General features: G+C 68.4%; 14 protein-coding genes. 12 read left to right on the plus strand and 2 right to left on the minus strand.

All coding sequences use genetic code 11. The features are described 5' to 3' along the window. Positions 1 to 58: 58 nt before the first annotated feature. A complete protein-coding gene (locus tag ACYVDA_RS15690) occupies positions 59 to 274 on the minus strand; it encodes a three-helix bundle dimerization domain-containing protein (RefSeq protein ID WP_460819364.1) in 216 nt (71 codons plus the stop codon). 675 nt (positions 275 to 949) lie between these two features. Further along, a complete protein-coding gene (locus ACYVDA_RS15695) occupies positions 950 to 1798 on the minus strand; it encodes a CHAP domain-containing protein (RefSeq protein WP_460819365.1) in 849 nt (282 codons plus the stop codon). Between the two features lie 266 nt (positions 1799 to 2064). On the opposite strand from ACYVDA_RS15695, the gene ACYVDA_RS15700 reads away from it, so the two are divergent. The 12 genes from ACYVDA_RS15700 (at position 2065) to ACYVDA_RS15755 (ending at position 19083) form a co-directional block, all read left to right on the plus strand. Then, positions 2065 to 3855: a sensor histidine kinase gene (locus ACYVDA_RS15700; RefSeq protein WP_460819366.1), complete on the plus strand. Its 1791-nt coding sequence runs from the start codon at positions 2065 to 2067 to the stop codon at positions 3853 to 3855. Continuing rightward, positions 3825 to 4505 carry a LuxR C-terminal-related transcriptional regulator gene (locus tag ACYVDA_RS15705; RefSeq protein WP_460819367.1) on the plus strand — a complete coding sequence of 227 codons (681 nt, stop codon included), beginning with the start codon at positions 3825 to 3827 and terminating at the stop codon, positions 4503 to 4505. The genes ACYVDA_RS15700 and ACYVDA_RS15705 overlap by 31 nt, the downstream gene beginning before the upstream one ends. Before the next feature lie 559 nt (positions 4506 to 5064). Next, positions 5065 to 6249, plus strand: a complete 1185-nt coding sequence (locus ACYVDA_RS15710; protein WP_460819368.1) for a tyrosine-type recombinase/integrase — start codon at positions 5065 to 5067, stop codon at positions 6247 to 6249. A gap of 817 nt (positions 6250 to 7066) precedes the next feature. After that, positions 7067 to 7486 carry a hypothetical protein gene (locus tag ACYVDA_RS15715; protein ID WP_460819369.1) on the plus strand — a complete coding sequence of 140 codons (420 nt, stop codon included), beginning with the start codon at positions 7067 to 7069 and terminating at the stop codon, positions 7484 to 7486. A gap of 1431 nt (positions 7487 to 8917) precedes the next feature. Continuing rightward, the gene (locus ACYVDA_RS15720) at positions 8918 to 11098 is read left to right on the plus strand and encodes a cellulase family glycosylhydrolase (RefSeq protein ID WP_460819370.1); all 2181 of its coding nucleotides are present in this window, start codon (positions 8918 to 8920) and stop codon (positions 11096 to 11098) included. Between the two features lie 128 nt (positions 11099 to 11226). Next, positions 11227 to 12030 (plus strand): polyprenol monophosphomannose synthase, encoded by an 804-nt coding sequence (locus tag ACYVDA_RS15725; RefSeq protein WP_460819371.1) that lies wholly within the window; start codon positions 11227 to 11229, stop codon positions 12028 to 12030. Positions 12031 to 12422: 392 nt separating this feature from the next. Beyond that, a complete protein-coding gene (locus tag ACYVDA_RS15730) occupies positions 12423 to 13805 on the plus strand; it encodes a glycosyltransferase (RefSeq protein WP_460819372.1) in 1383 nt (460 codons plus the stop codon). A gap of 155 nt (positions 13806 to 13960) precedes the next feature. Continuing rightward, the gene (locus tag ACYVDA_RS15735; RefSeq protein WP_460819373.1) at positions 13961 to 15769 is read left to right on the plus strand and encodes an ArnT family glycosyltransferase; all 1809 of its coding nucleotides are present in this window, start codon (positions 13961 to 13963) and stop codon (positions 15767 to 15769) included. A gap of 50 nt (positions 15770 to 15819) precedes the next feature. Next, positions 15820 to 16737, plus strand: coding sequence for a DUF4397 domain-containing protein (locus ACYVDA_RS15740; protein ID WP_460819374.1), 918 nt, complete (start codon positions 15820 to 15822; stop codon positions 16735 to 16737). Continuing rightward, positions 16734 to 17879: a glycosyl hydrolase family 8 gene (locus ACYVDA_RS15745; RefSeq protein ID WP_460819375.1), complete on the plus strand. Its 1146-nt coding sequence runs from the start codon at positions 16734 to 16736 to the stop codon at positions 17877 to 17879. Before ACYVDA_RS15740 ends, ACYVDA_RS15745 begins: the two co-directional genes overlap by 4 nt. Continuing rightward, positions 17876 to 18544: a class F sortase gene (locus tag ACYVDA_RS15750; protein ID WP_460819376.1), complete on the plus strand. Its 669-nt coding sequence runs from the start codon at positions 17876 to 17878 to the stop codon at positions 18542 to 18544. Before ACYVDA_RS15745 ends, ACYVDA_RS15750 begins: the two co-directional genes overlap by 4 nt. Then, the gene (locus ACYVDA_RS15755; RefSeq protein WP_460819377.1) at positions 18541 to 19083 is read left to right on the plus strand and encodes a GtrA family protein; all 543 of its coding nucleotides are present in this window, start codon (positions 18541 to 18543) and stop codon (positions 19081 to 19083) included. Before ACYVDA_RS15750 ends, ACYVDA_RS15755 begins: the two co-directional genes overlap by 4 nt. The last annotated feature ends 288 nt before the right edge of the window (positions 19084 to 19371 follow it).

Genomic DNA, 19371 nt, shown 5'->3' on the forward strand with positions numbered 1-19371 from the left:
TTCGCGCTCGCAGTTGAACAGCAGGTGGACGGACCCGCCGCACCCGCTGTGGGGGGTCTCACGTGCCGGCGACCGACCGACGCAGCTCGTCGACGACCTCCCGCTCGACCAGCACGGGGACGAAGTCCCGGATGCGGCTCTGGGCGTACTGCCCGTGCGTGCGGACCACCAGCGTCCGCACCGAGTCGACGGGCTGACCCGGGAACCTGGCGAGCACGCGGTCGGTGACCTCGTCGATGGACCGGTCTGCTTCGGCCCTGGTCTCTACTGACATGACCTCAGTGAAGCCACCCCACCCGTCCCCGGCAAGACCTACCCGTGCGTAACTCCTTGCGCGCTGGCGCGCGCACACCTGAGGCCACCTGCCTGCCCGGACTGCGCTATCGAGACGCGGCGTGCAGCTCGGTTTGAGCCTGCGGTCGGCGTTGAGTGCTGCAGTGATCAAGGTGGGCGGCACTCACGGACTGCGACCACCGCGAGCGGCGCGCCGAGTCAAGGTCACGGCGTCGCGCCGAGGTGCTCGCACGGCGGGCTTGCCACGAAGTTGACTCACCCGGTGGCCGTTGGCACAGCAGCCGTCGTCGTCGACGTTCACCGACGAGAACGGGGCGTGCCGCCGTCGGCCCAAATGGGGCGGAGCAGATCAAGTCCAAACCGACCGCGCGGTGTGCCAGCCCCGGGTCACGCAGTTCTTGGTCAGGTCCAGCCGACGTCAGCAGGTTTGCCACGACCACCGCCGGACAAGCCGCCGCATGCACGGCTTGATGCACCGGCGCTCACCGGAAGACGTGAGGAAGGACGCGCCCTTGGCGGGGGCGCCTCGCCGACATCGAGGTGGTACCTGGGCAATGGCGGCGGCTCACGGGGACCACAGAGGGCGACGTCGCACAAGTAGTGCTAGGCGGCGGGCCGGAGATCCATTCCCCCGACCCGCCGCCGCTCACGGCACCTAAGCGATGTGCATCCAACCCAGGTACGGGTATCCAGCGCCGTTGCGCCCTGAGAAAGACCACGTGTGCACCGTCCGCGAACCGGAGGGCTGAGGCCACGAACTCGTCGAGACCACGGTGTTGTTTCCCAAGTAGATGCCCACGTGGCCATAAGGGTTCCGAGACGTGGCGCCCCAGAACACGAGGGAACCCACCTCAGGCGCCCGGTCCGTGTGCCTGGGGAATCCTCGGGGATTGGTCTGCCAATAGCGCGCCGCCGAGTAACCAGTCCCGAGATCCACACCAGCAGCACGGTAGGCCTGCTCTACGAACAGCAGACATGCACCGGAGTCGATGGCCTGCCCGTTGCGTGCCATCGCCCAGTTGATGGCCCGCTGTGCGGTCGCCGACGGTCCTGAGACACCGCCTCCAGTCGGTCCACCGCCGCAAGAGGGCTCGCCGGAGACGTGCTGATTGGAACCGACGGGGGTGTTCAGCCAGTGCTCTGACAAATATCCCCGCCGCCCAGCGTTCGGACCTGAGAGAACTTGAACGTAATCCCACGCGGTATTCGCCTTTGGTCCGACTGCCGATCCGAAAAGCCCACACAGGAGCTGAACCGATGTGCCGTAGACCTCGTAGTGGGCGGAATCCCTGGTGACGTCATTGAGATTGCTCGAGTTCCGCATATAGACGCCATGAGTTCCGTCGTTGTCGTAGTTTGTCACGCTGAAGACGAGGCCGCTCGCGCTTGCCGCCGACTGCCATCCCGACACGGCGGCAAGGAGGCCGCCGGAAAGAAGAATAAGAGCAGCGGCACTCGCTTGGACCCTCTGGGCGACCCGGGGCCGCTGGAGGACTTTTCGCATGTTGAGCCTTTCTAGGAGGGCATTTGGTGACCGGGGCACCAGGGGCTGACTGGGCGCCCGGTCCTTGCAGGTGGGACACTAAAGCGGTGGCGGATGGGGTACCACCGAGTTAGCCCCACATCTGCTTGAGGTCTAACCCCTCAGCGGCCAACAGGTTTCAGCTAGCTGATTTCACCACTTGCGCCCGAATTGCCCCATTGACCTTTGGGTGTTAACTCGGTGACTCGCCTCGCGGGAACCAGATAGTCTCGACAAGGTGTGCGTGCGTGAAATCCTCGTCAAGAACCCGCTACCAGAGGGCAAACGAGTTCGCCCAAATTCGATGCTTCGGTCTTGATCTGATGAGTGAGTTCGGGCACACACCGACGCCAGGCCAATCTGTGTCTCTACGTACGGGATACACCTTCGCTGCCCTGGTAGCGGCGTCTTCGGCGTCGGTTCTTCTCGAACCTCGCGACGATCGATTCCCTTTGATCGGAGTTCTCGAGGGGGCGCTGATCGCGCTGCTGGCGACCGCCGGAGCGTTGTTCATGTCAGACGCTGCCGACCGCCCCAACGGAGTGTTGTTGTGCTTGGTCGGCCTCATGCTCGCTGCCGAGCACCTTCACCTGGTCGAGGGCACACCGTTTCCGCTTCTTGGATGGATTGCGGGCCCCCTCGCAGCATTGACCATCGGTGTCGTGCTGGGGCGCTTCCCTCGCCCGGCGCTCAATCGCAAGGCTCATCGCGCCGTGATGGCGGCTGCTTCGCTTCTGATCGCGACTCGCCTCACGGTGTCGATTCCTCCCGATCGATTGAGGCTCGGGGTGTGGCCGGTCCTGCCGCTGTCTGCGACGGCAGCCCGCTGGGGTCTGCGGATGGGAAATGTTTACCTGCTCGTATTGCTTTGCTGGTTCGCGGTTTCCATGGTGTGGCGTATCGCGCACGCCGGCAGCCTGTCCTCGGCCGAATTGGTTCCGCTGGTCGTCGGGCCCGTTGGAGCAGCCTTGACTGTTGCTGCTCACGTGGCCTCGGTGTTCTCAGGTCAGACTCAGGTCCAGCCGAGTGTGCTCGTAGTCGAGCAGGTAGGCCTGTTGATGGTCCCCGCCGGGTTCATCTTCACCGCCATCAGGATGAAAGCGAGCCGTGGCGCCGTCGGCGATCTTCTGCTGCGAGTACGGGCTTCGAGTACACCATTAGAGATCCAAGATCTCCTTGCCTCCACCATCTCTGACCCGCACCTTGAGTTCTACACCTGGGTCTCAGAGAAGCAGCAGTGGCACAACGCCCACGGCGTCGCCGAATCGCCAGCTGCAACGAAAACCAGTGTCGTGATCTCCGTGAACAGCGATGAGGGTGAACCGCTGGCTGCTATTCGGACGGACCCCTCCTTACCTCGACATTCGCAGCTGATGGCAGCGAGTGTCGCGGCCGTTCGACTCGCTATGCAGAATGCCGCGATGACAGCCATGGTGCGGCGATCGAGAACGCGCCTAGCAGAGGCAGAACTGGCTGAGCGGAAGAGGTTGGAGCGAGATCTGCACGACGGGGTCCAGCAACGTCTCCTCGCGCTCGCCATGACCTTGGACCAAGTCGTGCACGCTGCGGAGAACGACCATGTCCGCTCCCTGGCGCACACAGCGGCGGAGCACGCGAAGGAGGCCCTGGCAGACCTCCGGGATCTCGCCCGTGGCATTCTGCCCGCCGTCCTCACACAAAGCGGGTTGGGAGCAGCAGTCGAGAGTGCCGCAGAGAGATTGCCTTTGTCGATCACCATCCACATAGCGCAGCACCGATGGCCGCCGACCACCGAAGCAACCGCGTACTTCGTCATCTGCGAAGGGCTCGCCAACGTCGTCAAGCACGCGCAATGCGTCGCTGCAGAAGTGTCGGCCACCGACCAGGACAGCACACTGACGGTACGTGTGCAGGACGATGGCCGCGGCGGTGCCGATCTGGCCCGCGGCACGGGCCTGCTGGGTGTGCGTGACCGAGTTGCCGCCCTGGGGGGAAGTTTGACTATCCGTTCTCCGAAAGGAGGGGGTACGTGCTTGACCGCGACGCTTCCCTACGAGTAGCAATCGTTGAGAATAGCGCCCTTTTCCGCGAAGGGCTGGCCCTTCAACTCGGAGCTGCCGGGATGGAGGTTGTTGCTCAGAATAACTCTGCGCGCAATTTGTTCGAGACAGTGCGACAGACGTCACCCCACCTGGTGATGATGGATATCCGCATGCCGCCCACAGAGACCGACGAAGGTATCCGCGCGGCTCGTGAATTACGCCGACGAATGCCAGACATCGGCATATTGATCCTTTCAACCTATGCGGAATCCACCTACGCGTCTGCAGTCCTGGCCATATCAAACAGGTCGATCGGGTACCTTCTGAAGGACCGAGTCGCCGACATTTCTGCACTCCTCGATGCCCTACAGCGAATCTCTGACGGCGAATGTGTGATCGATCCAGCAATCGTCGAGTCATTGCTTCACCTACCCCCTCGGAGCGCCGAACTCGATCGTCTCTCCGCACGGGAAAAGGATGTCTTGAGACTGATGGCCGAGGGGATGTCTAATGCCAGCATCGCCCGCACGCTGTTCCTGACTGTGCGCACGATCGAGGCCCACACCGCCATGATCTTCTCCAAATTGGGACTCAACGAAGACCCGCAGACCAACCGGAGGGTGGCGGCAGTGATTGCTTGGCTTCGGAACCCGCGGACGACGGACTAGTGAGAAGCTCGTGATCGCAGCCGACCGGTGCGCCTCGCAGCTTGCGCCGCTCGGCGCAATCCTGTCCCTGTCAGTCCAGAGCCCGCTGGGCCACACCAGCGTGGCCCCGCTGAACCAACACCGGTAGAGCTGCCCGGACGGTGCAGCCGCTCTGAGCGAAGACGACAACGAGTGCGGCATGCGCGGCGAAGGCACACCCGGCGACGACTACGACTCCGAGAGCGCCGATGGGCCCCGCCGGGGGGCGGGGCCCATCTACTGGTGTCCGAGGGGGGACTTGAACTCATGGCCCACAGGCGTCTTCGGGTGCCAGGGGTGTCGGTCCGTCCTGATCTCAGCCTGATCCGGACGTTGCCAGCCCCGGTCGTCTCGCGTCGTCTGCCTGATCTCGGCACGTCTCGTGACCAATCCTGTGACCAGTCGGACCCGAAGCACGCAGGCGTGGGACAGCCAGGGAAATCTGGGACTTCCGAGCGGAATCGCCCCAGCGCAGGAGGCATGAGACGCGCGGATGAAAACACCTCTGGCCGAGCGGCATGAAGACCGCGACGATGTTTGCATGCCCCGCACCGAGCCGATCAGGAAGGAAGCTTCCGGCCGCTACGTCGTCGTCCTCGACACCGCGGCACCTGGCGAATCGAGGCGGCAGACCAAGCGGCGATTCACCACGTACAGGGAAGCTCGAGCCTGGCTCACCGACGCGCGACAGCAAGTCAACGACCATCGCTTCGTGCCCAGTCAGCGGATCACCGTGGGCGAGTGGCTCGAGCAGTGGCTGAACGGATTGCGTCTCGCTCCCTCGACCGTGGCGTCGTACCGGAAGAACGTCCGGCTTCATCTTGCGCCGCGCATCGGAAGCGTCCCGCTACAGCAGCTGACCGGATCACAGCTGAGTGCTCTGTACCGCGAGCTGGAGACGTCCGGCCGACGCGACCACCGGTCCGGCGGCTTGTCGCCTCGAACGGTCCGCTACGTCCACACGATCCTCAAGGCGGCACTTCGCGAGGCCATCGACCAGGGTTTGCGCATCGACAACCCGGCGGACCGCGCCAAGCCTCCTAGCGTCTCTGCCGCACGCGCGCCGGAGATGCTCGTCTGGGATGCGGGACACCTGGCCGCGTTCCTAGGCTGGGCACGATCGACCGAACGGGTTGATGCCGCTAGCTGGCACCTGCTTGCCTTCACCGGCATGCGTCGCGGTGAACTGCTCGCTCTCCGGTGGCGAGACCTGGACCTCGACGCACACCGACTCAGCATTCGCCGCTCGGTGGGCGTGATCCGAGTCGAGGACCAGGGCAAGCAACTGGTCGAGGGACCGACAAAGGGCAAACGCGCCCGAGTGGTCGACCTCGACGCCGGCACAACCCGCGTGCTCCGGCGATGGCGCACCGTCCGCGCGCAGCACCAACTGCAGTTCGTCGGTGAAGACGCACTCATCTTCGGACGCCTCGAGGACCCGTGGCGACACCAGCACCCCGAGCGCTACTCAGCCCGTTTCGTCGAGGCCCAAGCTAAGTTTCGCGCTTCCAGTGACTCCACCGTGCCCCGACCGATCCACCTGCACGACCTGCGGCATACTCACGCGTCGCTGCTCTTGAAGGCCGGCGTGCCCGTCAAGGTCGTCTCCGAGCGACTCGGCCACGCCACCGTCATGATCACCCTTGAGACCTATGCCCATGTCCTCCCAGGCATGCAAGCCGAGGCGGCTGCTGCTTTTGCGTCCGCCGTTCAGTTGGACACTTGACCCCTAGGTCGTCGGGTCACCCATCCACGGCTCAAATCCCGTCCTGCCGCACTCAGGCAACCCCGCGGCCCGCGCACGGTCCCGGCCGTCCCGCACGGTCTTGGTCCAAAATTGGTCCAACGCGAGGGCGGCGCTGGCTGAGGCCGCCGCTAACGCCGTCGCTGCCAGGGTCGCCAGATGTGCTGGAACGTGGGGCCGGGGCTAGCTGGTGACCACGACGATCCGCCCCCGCTGTAGGACCAGCCTTCTTCGAACGCCATCTCTGGTTTGCTGGCGCGGTCGTTCTCGCGCCGGAACTCGGCGAAGCCACGCGTTGCGGCCCACACTGCGGCGTCACCCTGCTCGACGAGGTCGTCTCCCGGCGTCTCGGACGGCGGCAACACCGCGCACTCATCGCAGCACGGGACGACCTCACCAATTTCCCCGTCACCCCGGCGCCGGTGAAGAAGTCATGACGCACCACCACCAGCGTCGCCGCCGCAGGTGAGCTGGGCTGCGCCGCGAAGGAACCACCAGCGGCGGGCGCCGCGTAGATGTGGTCGTCGTGGGCAGGGCGCTGCAGCTCCTCGGCGGTGGCGTCCCGGACCTCGCACTCGAATTGCTTCTCGAGCCGCTCCGCGAGTGTCTCGACCCATGCCGCAAGCGGGGCGGTCGCCGCGCGAACCTGGGCCTGGAGTTCACGTTCTGTCACGTGGACCATCTTGTCGCGTCCTGGCGCGTGCGAGTCGGCTTGACCTCCCGAGTGGCCGACAGGAGCCGTCGAGGACCCCGCGTGGCGGCGGCGAGAGGGAGGCGAGCACGTGCCATGGTCTGTCAGGTGTACGTCCGGTTCCAGTCTCCGACCCCGAACCGCCGCGGTGTTCACATCGGCATCTTCGGCCTGGCCAACACGCTGGCGCACCGCGGCGAACTGACGGGCGCTGAAAACGCCGTGTGGCGGGCAGGCAACGACTGGTACAACGACGCCTACCCCGACCCGACGGCCACGGACCCGACGGTCTACGACCGAGAGCTCAACCCGCAAGCCACTGCGTGGTTCAAGTCCACCGCGACCCACCTGCTCGACCGTGTCCCTGCCTATCTGGACCTTCTGGCCGCGCACGGTGTCGCGTACGAACGGGTCGAGGCACTGGACCCGGGTCGGGTGATCTACGAGGACGCGGTCCAAGCCGTCGTCGTCCCACACCCACCCTCGCAACGGTCCGCCGACCCGGCCGCGCTGCAGAGCCCGTCGTAGACAGCCTGCCCAATCTGACGCTCCGCAGATCTGCAAACAGCTCGTACCGCCCTCGCGGCCGCCTCCACGCGCGCCGAATCGAGCAGCTCGCGGTCCCAGCAAGTCGGCGCGAGATGGTTCGGTCAGGCCCGCGCCCAGGTGACGGTGTCTCGTGACGCTCGCTCTCGACTGCTCCCCGGTGAGGCCACTTCTCCTGGGCCATGTGCCGCAACTCCGAAGGCGGTCATCGACGTCACCTCCCCTCGCCGCCGACTGTCGGTCCGTACAGCTCATCGCGCTCCTGGGCCGGTCTGTGAAGGGAGAACACGAGAGAGCACCCCGGGACCACGCTTGCCGCACCACCAGGTGCTAGGTCGCCCGGCTCGGCCCAGGCCGCTAACATCATGATCTTGTCGGTGGCGGCTGTCCCCGGACTCCGAATGGCACCTTGGCTAGGAACGAACCATGGGCAAGAACGCGCCGGCATGCTGTGGAAGCGCGAATCCGCGACCGCATGATCCCGGGTGGTACCACGACAACACCAGCGCCGGTGTGTGCTTCTGGGACGGAACCCATTGGACCCACCGGCTGCCCCACCGCCCACCTCCCGGTACGACATCAGGGTCCAACGACACCACCCACTCCACCAGCGGGCTGTCGACTCCCCCGTCGGCGACTGAACCGGAGTCGACCCGGCTCTGCGTCGACACGCAGGTCGGTAGAACCACACAATCGAACGGCACCCTTGCAAGTCCGGTCTGAGTCACAGATATGAATGATCTTCACTCTTGCCCATGCCGAGCCTGCCGGCATCCGCGACCTTCTCCGCGACCTGACGCCGGATGAACGGGGCGCATCCTCTGCGTGCGCCGGGCAACCGTTCGCGACGTCGTCGCGCACGTGTTGCCGACGACGAGCAGTCCTGGCCCTGCACCCCAGTCCCACACCACCGGCGGTTCGGCTGGTGTACGACCACCGTTCCCAGTAATGGAACAGGCCCTGACCTGCGTCACAGGTCAGAGCCTCTCGGTCGGGCTGACAGGATTCGAACCGACCCCTGACCCCCGAGGTCGGGGCGCCGCCTTTCCCAGCGTAGAACGGTTGTGTGCGAGGCCTGCGGGTCTCCACGCCTCGGCCCATCTCATCTGTCCCGCACGGTCTTCGTCCCACATTGGCCCCCCGCGCGGGTGGCGATGACACAACTCTCGGACCCGTTCCAAGGACGGGAGTCAGCTCAGTGACCTGCCCCACCAGGCAGGTTCCAGTTCCGGAGGCCCGCCAGGACCTGACAGCGCACTTTGAGACGCACCCTGACAGTTGCGCCGACCGAGCCGCAGCCCTGGAGTTCATAACGGGGAAGTCGACCAGAGGCGGAAAATGCCCGTTATGCTCCGATTACTCGTTTTGGGTGTATTCCTCAGGGTCTGCGCCCCCGGAGCCCGGGACGTCGTCATGCATCCACGGTTTCGTCCCGTGTGGGACACCGTCGCCCTCATCGAAGGGCTCTTGGCGGCCGTGACTTGCGTCGCGGTCGCCCTCGTGATCGGTGGTGCCACTGCACCCCCGGCACGCGCGGAGGGAGTTGCGGCTCCCCGTCCGGAGGTCCATGGCAACCGCCTGCTCGACGCCCGTACCGGCAACCCCCTGCAGGTGGGAGGAGTGAACCGGTCGGGCTCGGAGTACGCCTGCGTCCAAGGCTGGGGCTTGTTCGACGGACCCGTCACCGACGAAGCCATCGGCGCCATCGCGAGCTGGGGGACCAACACGATCCGCCTGCCTCTCAACGAGAGCTGCTGGCTCGGGATCAACGGCGTGCGGAGTGAGTACTCCGGCGCCGCCTACCGCACGGCCGTCACCGACTTCGTCGACCGCGCCGCCCGGCACGGGTTGGCCACGATCCTCGACCTGCACTGGGCCGCCTCGGGGACGGCGCTGGCGACCAGCCAGCAGATCGCGCCCGACGCCGACCACGCCCCGGCCTTCTGGTCCGGGGTCGCGACCGCCTTCAAGGACCGCCCGTCGGTCATGTTCGAGCTCTTTAACGAACCCCGTGAGGTCTCCTGGGAGTGCTGGCGTGACGGCTGCACAACGCCCGTCGGGTGGGTTGCCACCGGCGCCCAGCAGCTGCTGGACGTCGTCCGCGCCACGGGCGCGACCCAGCCGGTCATCGTCGACGGGCTCAACTGGGGGGGTGACCTGAGCCAGTGGACCCAGCACGCCCCCCTGGACCCGCTCGGGCAGCTCGTCGCCGGGTGGCACGCCTACAACTTCTCCGGGTGCCACGACACCTCCTGCTGGGACACCACCGTCGCCCCCGTCGCCGCGACCTACCCCGTGCTCCTGACCGAAGTCGGAGAGGACGACTGCGCGACCGGCTTCCTCGCCCAGATCCTCCCCTGGGCCGATCGCCACGGCGTGGGCTACCTCGCGTGGTCGTGGAACACCGCCTCGTGCGGCTCAGGGCCGGCCCTGATCAGCGACTACAACGGGACCCCGACCGCCTTCGGCGCCGGGTACCGCCTCCACCTCGCCGAGCACGGCGCCCTCCCCACGCCCAGCCCCACGCCCAGCCCCACGCCCAGCCCGACCCCCGCACCGCCCCCGGTCTCGCCCCCCTCCCCGATCCCGGCGCCGACGTCCACCCCGTCCTCCACCCCCACTCCCGCGCCGCCGACGACCACGAACCCGCCCCCCAGGCCGACCCCGGCCCCCACCCCCCCGATCCCCGCGCCCTCCGGCCCCACCGCACCGCCCCTCGCCGCGCCCCTGGACCGGGGGGCACTCGCTGACTTCGAGGACGGTACGGCCCAGGGTTGGACCAGTCGCTGGGGCTCGGTCGTCGTCGAGCCCTCGTCGTCGCAGGCCAGCTCGGGCACCCACAGCCTGTCGATCACCGTGGGGGGCGCCGGCTATCCGGCGGTGGGCACCGAGGACGGCCTCACCGGCCTCCGTCCGGGCACCAGCGTCAGCTACCGGGTCTGGATGCCCGGTGGGACGGGTGGGACGCCGTCCCCCGCCGGTGTCGGCGTCTCCCCCGCGCTGTTCGACGCGTCCTGGAAGGTCACGGTGCTGCCCAGCCACGCCCTGCGGCCCGGCTGGAACACCCTCACCTTCCGAGTGCCGGCGACCATGGCCACGGTCAGGGTCCTCGGCCTGCAGGTCGACAACCCCTCGGGGTGGCGGGGCGCGCTGGCCCTGGACCGGGTGACCGCCGCGAAGCCCCGACACACCTTCGAGGACGGCGGCGTCGCGGGGTGGCACGTCCGGCTCGGCCGAGCTGTCGTCACCAACGTCGGCACCCCGTCGTACGCCGGCCGGCGAGCCTTGCGCGTCACACCGCGCGGCAGTGGTCCCTGCGCCCTGGACACACCTCGGATCTCGGGTCTGCTGCCCGGCTCCGTCGCGTCGGCCCACGTGTGGGCGCCGAGGGGTGTCCGCTTCTCCGTCGCGGCATCGGTGACCGACGTGCGTGGTCGCGATCGCCTTCTGCCGGGCCGTGCCCTCGTCCCGGGATGGAACGAGGTGAGCCTGGTAGTGCCCACCGACCAAGACGGGGTGCGCGATCTCGGCCTCCGGTTCACCCCCAGGGCCGGGTGGCACGGGAGTGTGGTGATCGACGAAGTGTCCTGGTAGTCCGCATGCCGGACATGCGCACCTCGCAAACCTCGCCTTCCCGGTCATTACTTGAGAGGAACCTAAGGTCCGGGTGAACAGGGCGTTTCGACCCAATCCGTCCCTTGGAGTCGATCCGGACACCTGCCATGTCTTCAACCTCGGCGTCGCCCGCGCCTGCCCACTCCTGGCCGTCACGCAACCTCGTGGTCATCCCGACGTACGACGAGATCGACAACCTCGAGAGCATCGTGACGCGCACATTGCGGGTCCACGACACCCTGGACGTCCTGGTCGTCGATGACGACAGCCCCGACGGCACCGGAGACCTGGCCGATGAGCTCGCCGCCCGGACGGGACGGGTCCACGTGCTCCACCGGGCAGGGAAGGACGGGCTGGGTGCGGCCTACCTGGCCGGGTTCGCCTGGGCCCTGGAACGCGACTACGACACGGTGGTCGAGATGGACGCGGATGGCTCCCACCAGCCCGAGCAGCTGCCGCACCTCTACGAGGCCCTCGCCGGGGCCGACCTGGTCCTGGGCTCGCGCTGGGTCCGTGGAGGCCGCGTGGAGAACTGGCCGCTGCGCCGAGAGCTCCTGTCCCGGGGCGGCAACTGGTACACCAGGCGAGCCCTGCGGCTGCCGTTGCGGGACGCGACCGGGGGCTTCCGCGTCTTCCGCGCCGAGACGCTGCGCCTCCTCGACCTCGACGACGTCTCGTCCCACGGCTACTGCTTCCAGGTCGACCTCGCCCGCCGCGTCCTCGGCGCAGGTCTAACGGTCCGCGAGGTCCCCATCACCTTCTGTGAGCGCGAGCACGGGGTCTCGAAGATGAGCGGCTCGATCATCCGTGAGGCGTTGCTCCGGGTGACCGTATGGGGCTGGCGCGACCGTTTCGGCTCCGACGCGGTCCGTCGACCCGCGGTTGACCAGCGGGAACACTCCCTGCGCTGATGCGCCCACACCACCCGGTTCGCCTCCGGGCCCACCGCACCGCCCACACACGACTCCTGAGGAGACATCAGGTGGCATCACGTCCCCGCCCTGCCCGCGTCCGGGCCTCGAGCCTCCGCCGGCCGCGTCGCGCCCTGACCTTGCTCGCCCTGCCGGCCGCTTCGGTGGTCGCTGCGCTCGCGATGGCAGCGCCCGCCACGGCCGCTACCGCCCGTTCCACGCCCCCAAGCCCCCCGACCAGCCAGTCCTCGACCACCCCCGCGGTCGCGTCCTCGGATGCCGGGCAAACCACCGGCGGCGGTCAGCTTCTGCCACCAGGTCAGAACGCACCCGCGGTGCCGGACAGCACCAGCACACCCCGGTCGGGCACCCCGGCAGCACCGACCACAAACGTGAGTCACACCTCATGGCTCGGAGCCATCGGCCTGGCTGCCCTCCTGACGGTGTCGTTGCTGATGACCATCGTGGCCATGACCACCTTGTGGTGGATGTTGCACGCCTGGCGGAGCAACCAGTCGCTCAGCGCGACGCGCTTCTCCACCACGACGCTGCCGCCGCAAAGATCCTTCTCCCTGATGGTCCCGGCCCGTCACGAGGAGGCGGTCCTGGCGCACACGATCGACGAGCTCGCTAAGTCCGATCACCCCGACTTCGAGATCCTCGTGCTGATCGGGCACGACGACCCCGGCACAGAGGCCGTCGCACGCCAGGCCGAGGAACGTCACCCGGGCCTGGTCCGCGTCGTGATCGACCACAGCGCCGTCAAGAACAAGCCGCGCGCGATGAACACCGCGCTCCCGTTCGTCACCAAGGACGTGGTGGGGGTCTTCGACGCCGAGGACGAGGTGCATCCGCGCCTGCTCAGCCTGGTCGACTCCCGGTTCTCCGAGACCGGCGCCGACCTGGTCCAGGGCGGGGTTCAGCTGATGAACGTGCAGTCGTCCTGGTGGGCGCTGCGCAACTGCCTGGAGTACTACTTCTGGTTCCGCTCCCGGCTGCACTTCCACGCCGAGGCACGGTTCATCCCGCTGGGCGGCAACACTGTCTTCGTGCGCACCGACCTGCTGCGCGAGGCCGGCGGCTGGGACGGCGACTGCCTGGCCGAGGACTGTGAGCTGGGGGTACGCCTGTCAACCAAGGGCGCCCGGGTCGCGGTCGCCTACGACCCCGAGGTCGTGACGCGTGAGGAGACACCCGGCTCACTGACCTCGCTGTTCAAGCAGCGGACGCGCTGGAGCCAAGGGTTCCTCCAAGTGCTCAAGAAGGGTGCTTGGAAGGAGCTGCCCACCCGACGCCAGCGAGCCCTGGCGAGGTACACGCTCGCGATGCCGTTCCTGCAGGCGTTCACCGGCCTGATGATCCCGGTCTCGGTTGCGTTGACCGTCTTCGCCAAAGTCCCGACCCTCGTGGCCATGGCCACCTTCCTCCCGGTCGTCCCCACGCTGGTCACCCTGGTGGTAGAAGCAGCCGGGCTCGGCGAGTTCGGCCGCAGCTACGGCATCAAGGTCCGCCTCCGCGACTACGTCAAGCTCGTGCTCGGCACGTTCCCCTACCAGGTCTTCCTGGCCGTTGCCGCCATGCGCGCCGCCTGGCGCGAGTTCCGCGGTGACTCCTCCTGGGAGAAGACCGAGCACACCGGGGCGCACGTCAATCCTGCCGTCCGGGTCCCCGCGCAGCGCACCGGTAACCACTCCCGCTTCCCCGAGACCCAGCAGGGCAAGGACGCGGAGCACGTGCTGCTAACTGCGACCTCTGAAGGCGAGGTAACCCGATGACCACGATTCTGGAACGCCCGACCACTCACACAACCCACTGCGAGACAACGACTGAACCCGGCGACTCCTGGACCGGTCGTCTTCGGACGCACCGCCGGACGCTGCTCTACGTCCTCCCGCTGCTAGTACTGACCGGCTTCGTCGGCCGGTTCGGCATGTTCGGATCCCCTCAGCGCATCGACGACGAGGGCACCTACACCGCCCAGGCCTACGCCGTGGCGAAGTTGGGCGAGCTCACCCACTACACCTACTGGTACGACCACCCTCCGCTGGGCTGGATCCAGATCGCCGGGTGGACCTGGCTCACCGACGCCTTCGGTCGCTACGACATCTCCGTCATCGCCGCCCGTGAAGCGATGGTGGCCTTCCACGTGGTTGCCGCCGCCCTGCTGTGGGTGCTGGCACGTCGCCTGGACCTGAGCCGGCCCGCCGCAGCGGCCGCCGTGCTCGTGTTCGCGCTCTCGCCGCTCTCGGTCCAGTTCTCCCGCACCGTCTACCTCGACAACGTCGCCGTGCCGTGGACCATCGCCACGTTCGTCCTTGCGCTGAGCCGCCGCCGACAGCTCGTGGCCTTCGCAGGGGCCGCACTGTGCTTCGGCATCGCGGTGCTGAGCAAGGAGACCTTCCTGCTCGTGCTCCCGTTCCTGGCCTGGCAGATGTGGCGCTCGGCCGGGGCCGACACCCGCCGCTACACCCTCTCGGTGGCCGCCTCGCTGCTCACCTTGGTGTTGTCGACCTACGCGTTGTTCGCTCTCGTCAAGGGTGAGGTCCTTCCGGGCCGGGGCCGGGTCTCCCTGCTGCAGGGTGTCCTGTTCCAGCTGGTCAACCGCGGGGCCTCCGGCAGCGTGCTCGACTCCTCCACCCAAGCCGGACGCTCCGTCGCGGTCTGGTTCACCCTCGACCCCGTGCTGCCCGTCGCCGCCGTCCTGGCCGCGCTCGTCGCCGTCTTCGTGCGCCGCCTCCGCCCGGTGGCGGTGGGCTTCCTGGTCCTGGCCGCCGTCGTGCTCAAGCCCGGGTACCTCCCCGTGCCCTACGTCGTCGTGCTGCTGCCCTTCGCGGCGCTCCTCGTCGCGGCCGTGGTGGATCTCGGCGTCCGACGAGGAGGTCGCTGGTCCACGGCTCTCGCCGTGGTGACGGCCCTGGCAGCCGGCGTGGTCGCGACCCCACTGTGGGCCGTCCAGCTGAGAGGGCTGTTCCTGGCCGACCTCGACCGGCCCATGCGCCAAGCCCAGACGTGGCTCGACCAGAACGCGGCGCGCAGCGATCGCCTCCTCGTCGACGATGCCGTCTGGACGGACCTCGTCAGAGCGGGCTTCCCCCAGCGCAACGTGGTCTGGTACTACAAGGCCGACACCGACTCGGCGGTCTCCTCCCTGGCCCCGGACGGGTGGCGGGACTACTCCTACGTCCTGCTGACCCAGGCGTTGCGCCGCTCGCTCGGCACCGCCCCCACGGTCCAGAAGGCGCTGGCGAACTCCACCCGCACCGCCGTCTTCGGATCCGGCGCCCAGGAGGTCGACATCTACCGGGTCGCCCCCCAGGGACGCCAGGCTCTTGACCAGGCCGTCACCCGGGACAAGCAGGCGCGCCTCTCCGCAGGGCAGGCCCTGCTGACGAACCCACACCTCCGGTTGACCCCGCGGGCCGCCACCCAGCTGCGGCAGGGGCAGGTCGACGCGCGTGTGGCGACCCTGCTCGCCCAGGTCAGCAGCAGGCACCGGATCACGGTCGCCGACTTCCCCGACGTCTTCGGCGAGAACGGCCAGCTGCCTCGACGCACCATGCACGTCACTGCCGTGGACGGCGCCGGAGTCGACTCGGCGGCCGGCACCAGTCTCCTGGCCGACATCGGGGACCAGGTCGGCAGCTTCGCCCCCGGCCAGGTCACGCGAGCCGACGGCGTGCTCACCATCCGCTACGACGTGGCCTCGCCCACCGACCTCCTGCCCGCGCCGGCGCAGTGACCGACAGCACCCCCGTGACGCACCTCGACGATCGAGAAGGAGACCCACCCATGCAGCACCGCACCCGCAGCATCCACTCACCCAGCCGGCCCCGGGGCCGCGGCGCCCGCCGAGTCGCCCGCGGCGTCGCAGTCGTCCTGGCGATCGTGCTGGGCGTGCTGGCAGCCGGGCTGGCCACGTCGGCCAGCGCCGCCACCACCGCAACGGGATGGATCCGCGCCGGGCACCTCTCACCAGGCACCCCCGAGGCCGACGTCAGGCTGACGCCGTTCGACGGGGGACGGCCCCAGAACCTGGGCCACGTCTCCTTCGGGAAGCTCTCGACCTACACCCGGGTCCCGACGGGGCTCTACACCGTCTCCCTGGTCCGTGCCGGATCGCCGATGTCGGCCGCACCGATGGTCTCCCAGAACGTGCGGGTCGCCCAGGGCGCGGCCTCGACCGTGATCGCCACAGGCACCGGAAAGCAAGTGCGCGCCACGGTGCTCTCCGACGACCTGACCGCACCACCGGCCGGCCAGTCCAAGGTCCGTCTGATCTCAGCCGCGACGACCCCTGCCACCGTCGACGCGAGCATCGTGGCCGGTCCCGCACTGGCCAACAACCTCGCCACCGGCTCCTCCACCGGCTACGCCGACGTGAAGGCGCAGACGTGGTCGGTCAAGCTGGCCGGCAGCAACGGCCAGGACTCCGTCGTGAGGCGCGTAGCGGTCAAGGCCGGCGGGGTCTACACGCTCGTGGCCCTCACCACCCCCCAGGGCGGCCTTGCGCTCACCGCGGTCCGAGACAGCGTCAGCTCCACCGCGATGACGGGTTCGATGCCCACCGGCGGCGTCGACACCGGCGCCGGCGGCCTGGCCCGCACCGGCGCCTCCCGAGGCGGCGATCTCGGCCTCCTGGCACTGCTGCTCGGCGTCGTCGGCTCCGCCGGCGCCATGGTGGCGCTCCGACGACGGGCCACTGCGTGAGGAGCCGTGCCACCCCTCGCCCGACCCGCCTGCTGGTGTGGATCGGGGTGGTCGTCGTCAGCATCCTGGTGGCGGGCGTCCTCGCGGTGGCCGTCACCCGACACGGCACGGGCAGCTCCCCGGGGGCGGAGAGCACCCCGCTGGCCGCCCGGTCCACGAAGATCAACGCGCGGTTGTTCCTGAAGACCTACGTCACCGGGGGCCGCGTGGTGCGCCGTGACCAGGGCGGCGACACCGTCAGCGAGGGCCAGGCCTACGCCCTGCTGATCGCGCTCGGCGCCAAGGACCAGGGCGCCTTCGACAGCCTCTGGCGCTGGACGTCTCAGCACCTGCGCCGGAGCGACGGCCTCCTCAGCTGGCGGTGGCAGAACGGCGCGGTCGTCGACCCGTCGTCGGCCGCCGACGCCGATCTCGACACGGCCCGTGCCCTGGTCCTCGGTGGCAAGGCCTTCGGCAACCCCTCCTACACCCGGGCCGGGGTCGCGCTGGGCAAGGCGATCCTCGACCACGAGACCGTCACGACCCCGGCCGGTCTGGTGCTCGTGGCCGGGCAGTGGGCGACGAACGCGCCGTACGCCTTCAACCCCAGCTACATCTCCCCGGTCGCCACCAGGTTGCTCGACGCAGCCTCCAAGGACCCGCGCTGGTCCCAGGTCGACCGCGGGTCCCGGGCAGCCCTCGCACAGCTGACCCAGGGCGGCAGGCTGCCCCCTGACTGGGCACAGATCGACCCCGACGGGAAGGCCCGGCCCGTCGCCGGCCCGGGAGGACAGCCCGTGCAGTACAGCTACGACGCCGCCCGCACCGTGCTGAGGCACGCCGAGTCGTGCGAACGCAGCGACCACGCCATCGCCCGCGACATCGCACAGATCGTCGCCCGCAGCGGCCGACCACCGGTCGCTGCCTACGACGTGGCCGGATCACCCCAGACCACCAACACCAGCCCCCTGGTCACCATCGCCCAGGCAGCCGGCGCAGCGGCAGCCCACCAGGACCGACAGGCGATCACCGAGATCCGACGCGCAGGCGACCAGCAGCAGCAGTCACCCACCTACTACGGGGACGCCTGGACGGTGCTGGGACCCATGCTGCTGACCGACCCCGCACTCGGTGGCTGCCCCACCCTGGAGGACGCCCGATGAGACACGTCCCGCACCCCGTGCTGGTCCCGTTGTTCGCCCTTGCCCTGATCCCCACAGCAGCTGCAGCCCAGTCCGCGATGGCAACCTCCGACCACGGCCATGGCACATCCTCGGTGGTCACGACCGCGGCAGGGCCGCCGACACCGGGCAGCGCACCACCCGCCTCCGCGACGAGCAACCCTGAGAACCAAGGCACGCTCACCCCCGACAAGGTCACGACCGCACCGCCGGTCCGGGTGAGGGTGCCCGCCCTGGGCATCTCCTCCTCCCTGGAGCGGCTGAGGACGTCGGGCGACGGCGAGCTCGCAGCACCCCACGCCTGGCAGCGTGCCGGGTGGTTCGCCGAGGGCACCAGGCCCGGCGACGTCGGCCCTGCCGTCATCGCCGGTCACGTGGACTCCCCCGACGGGCCGGCCGTGTTCTCACGGCTCTCCCAGATCACACCAGGCACCCTGATCGAGGTCGACCGAGCCGACGGGTCGACCACGCGGTTCCGCGTCGACCGCACACAGGTCGTCGCGAAGAACAACTTCCCCACGTCGGCCGTCTACGGACCCACCCCAGACTCCCAGCTGCGTCTGATCACCTGCGACGGTCCCTACGTGCGAGCCTCCGGCGGTTACCAGGACAACCTCATCGCCTTCGCGACCCAGGTGGCGGCATGAGCACCGGCCACCACGTGTCCGGCTCCCTGCGCCGGCTCGACGTGACCCGCGCCCTGGGGTCCGGTACACGGCTCCTCGCCCGGTTCGGGGTCATCGGCCTGCTGGCCTTCGTCGTCGACGTCGGACTGTTCAACCTCGCCCGACACGTCCTCGACCTCGGCCCCTTGACGTCCAAGACGATCTCCGTCGTCGCTGCCACGACCATCGCGTTCCTCGGCAACCGCGCCTGGACCTTCTCCGAGCGAGGCTCTCGCCATGGCACCACCACGGCGTATCTGCTCTTCTTCACGCTCAACGGGGTGGCCCTCACGCTCAGCCTGGGTTGCCTCTTCGTCTCGTCGTACATCCTGGGCCTGAACTCACCGCTGGCCGAGAACTTCTCCTCCAACGTCGTGGGCCTCGGCCTGGGCACACTGTTCCGCCTCTGGGCCTACGAACGGTGGGTCTTCCCGCCGCTCGACACCGGCCCATGCGAGCCAATCCCAATGCCCCCGTCACCGACCGCGGCTCGGGGCACGTGCACGGACACCGCGGCGTGACGCCATGACTGGCAGCGGCCACCCCGATTACAGCCCGCCGGTCTAGATGTACTGACCCGACAGGTTGAGCGACGCGGCTGGCGGGTGGTCATCCCCCCGAGTGCTGTGCGTGCTCGGCGATGGTTGTAGATGTGGAGCAATCCTGGCAAGGCCTCGCGGCGAAGCTGCTCGCTGGCGCACTGCCGGAGCGACACTTCGGATAAGCCACTTCCCGAACCCGCGCGGAAAACCAAACGCCCCACCGGTTGACACCAGAAGGGAGCCGGGCTGACCCGAGCGCGAGACCCG

This window comes from Nocardioides korecus (genome assembly GCF_054778395.1).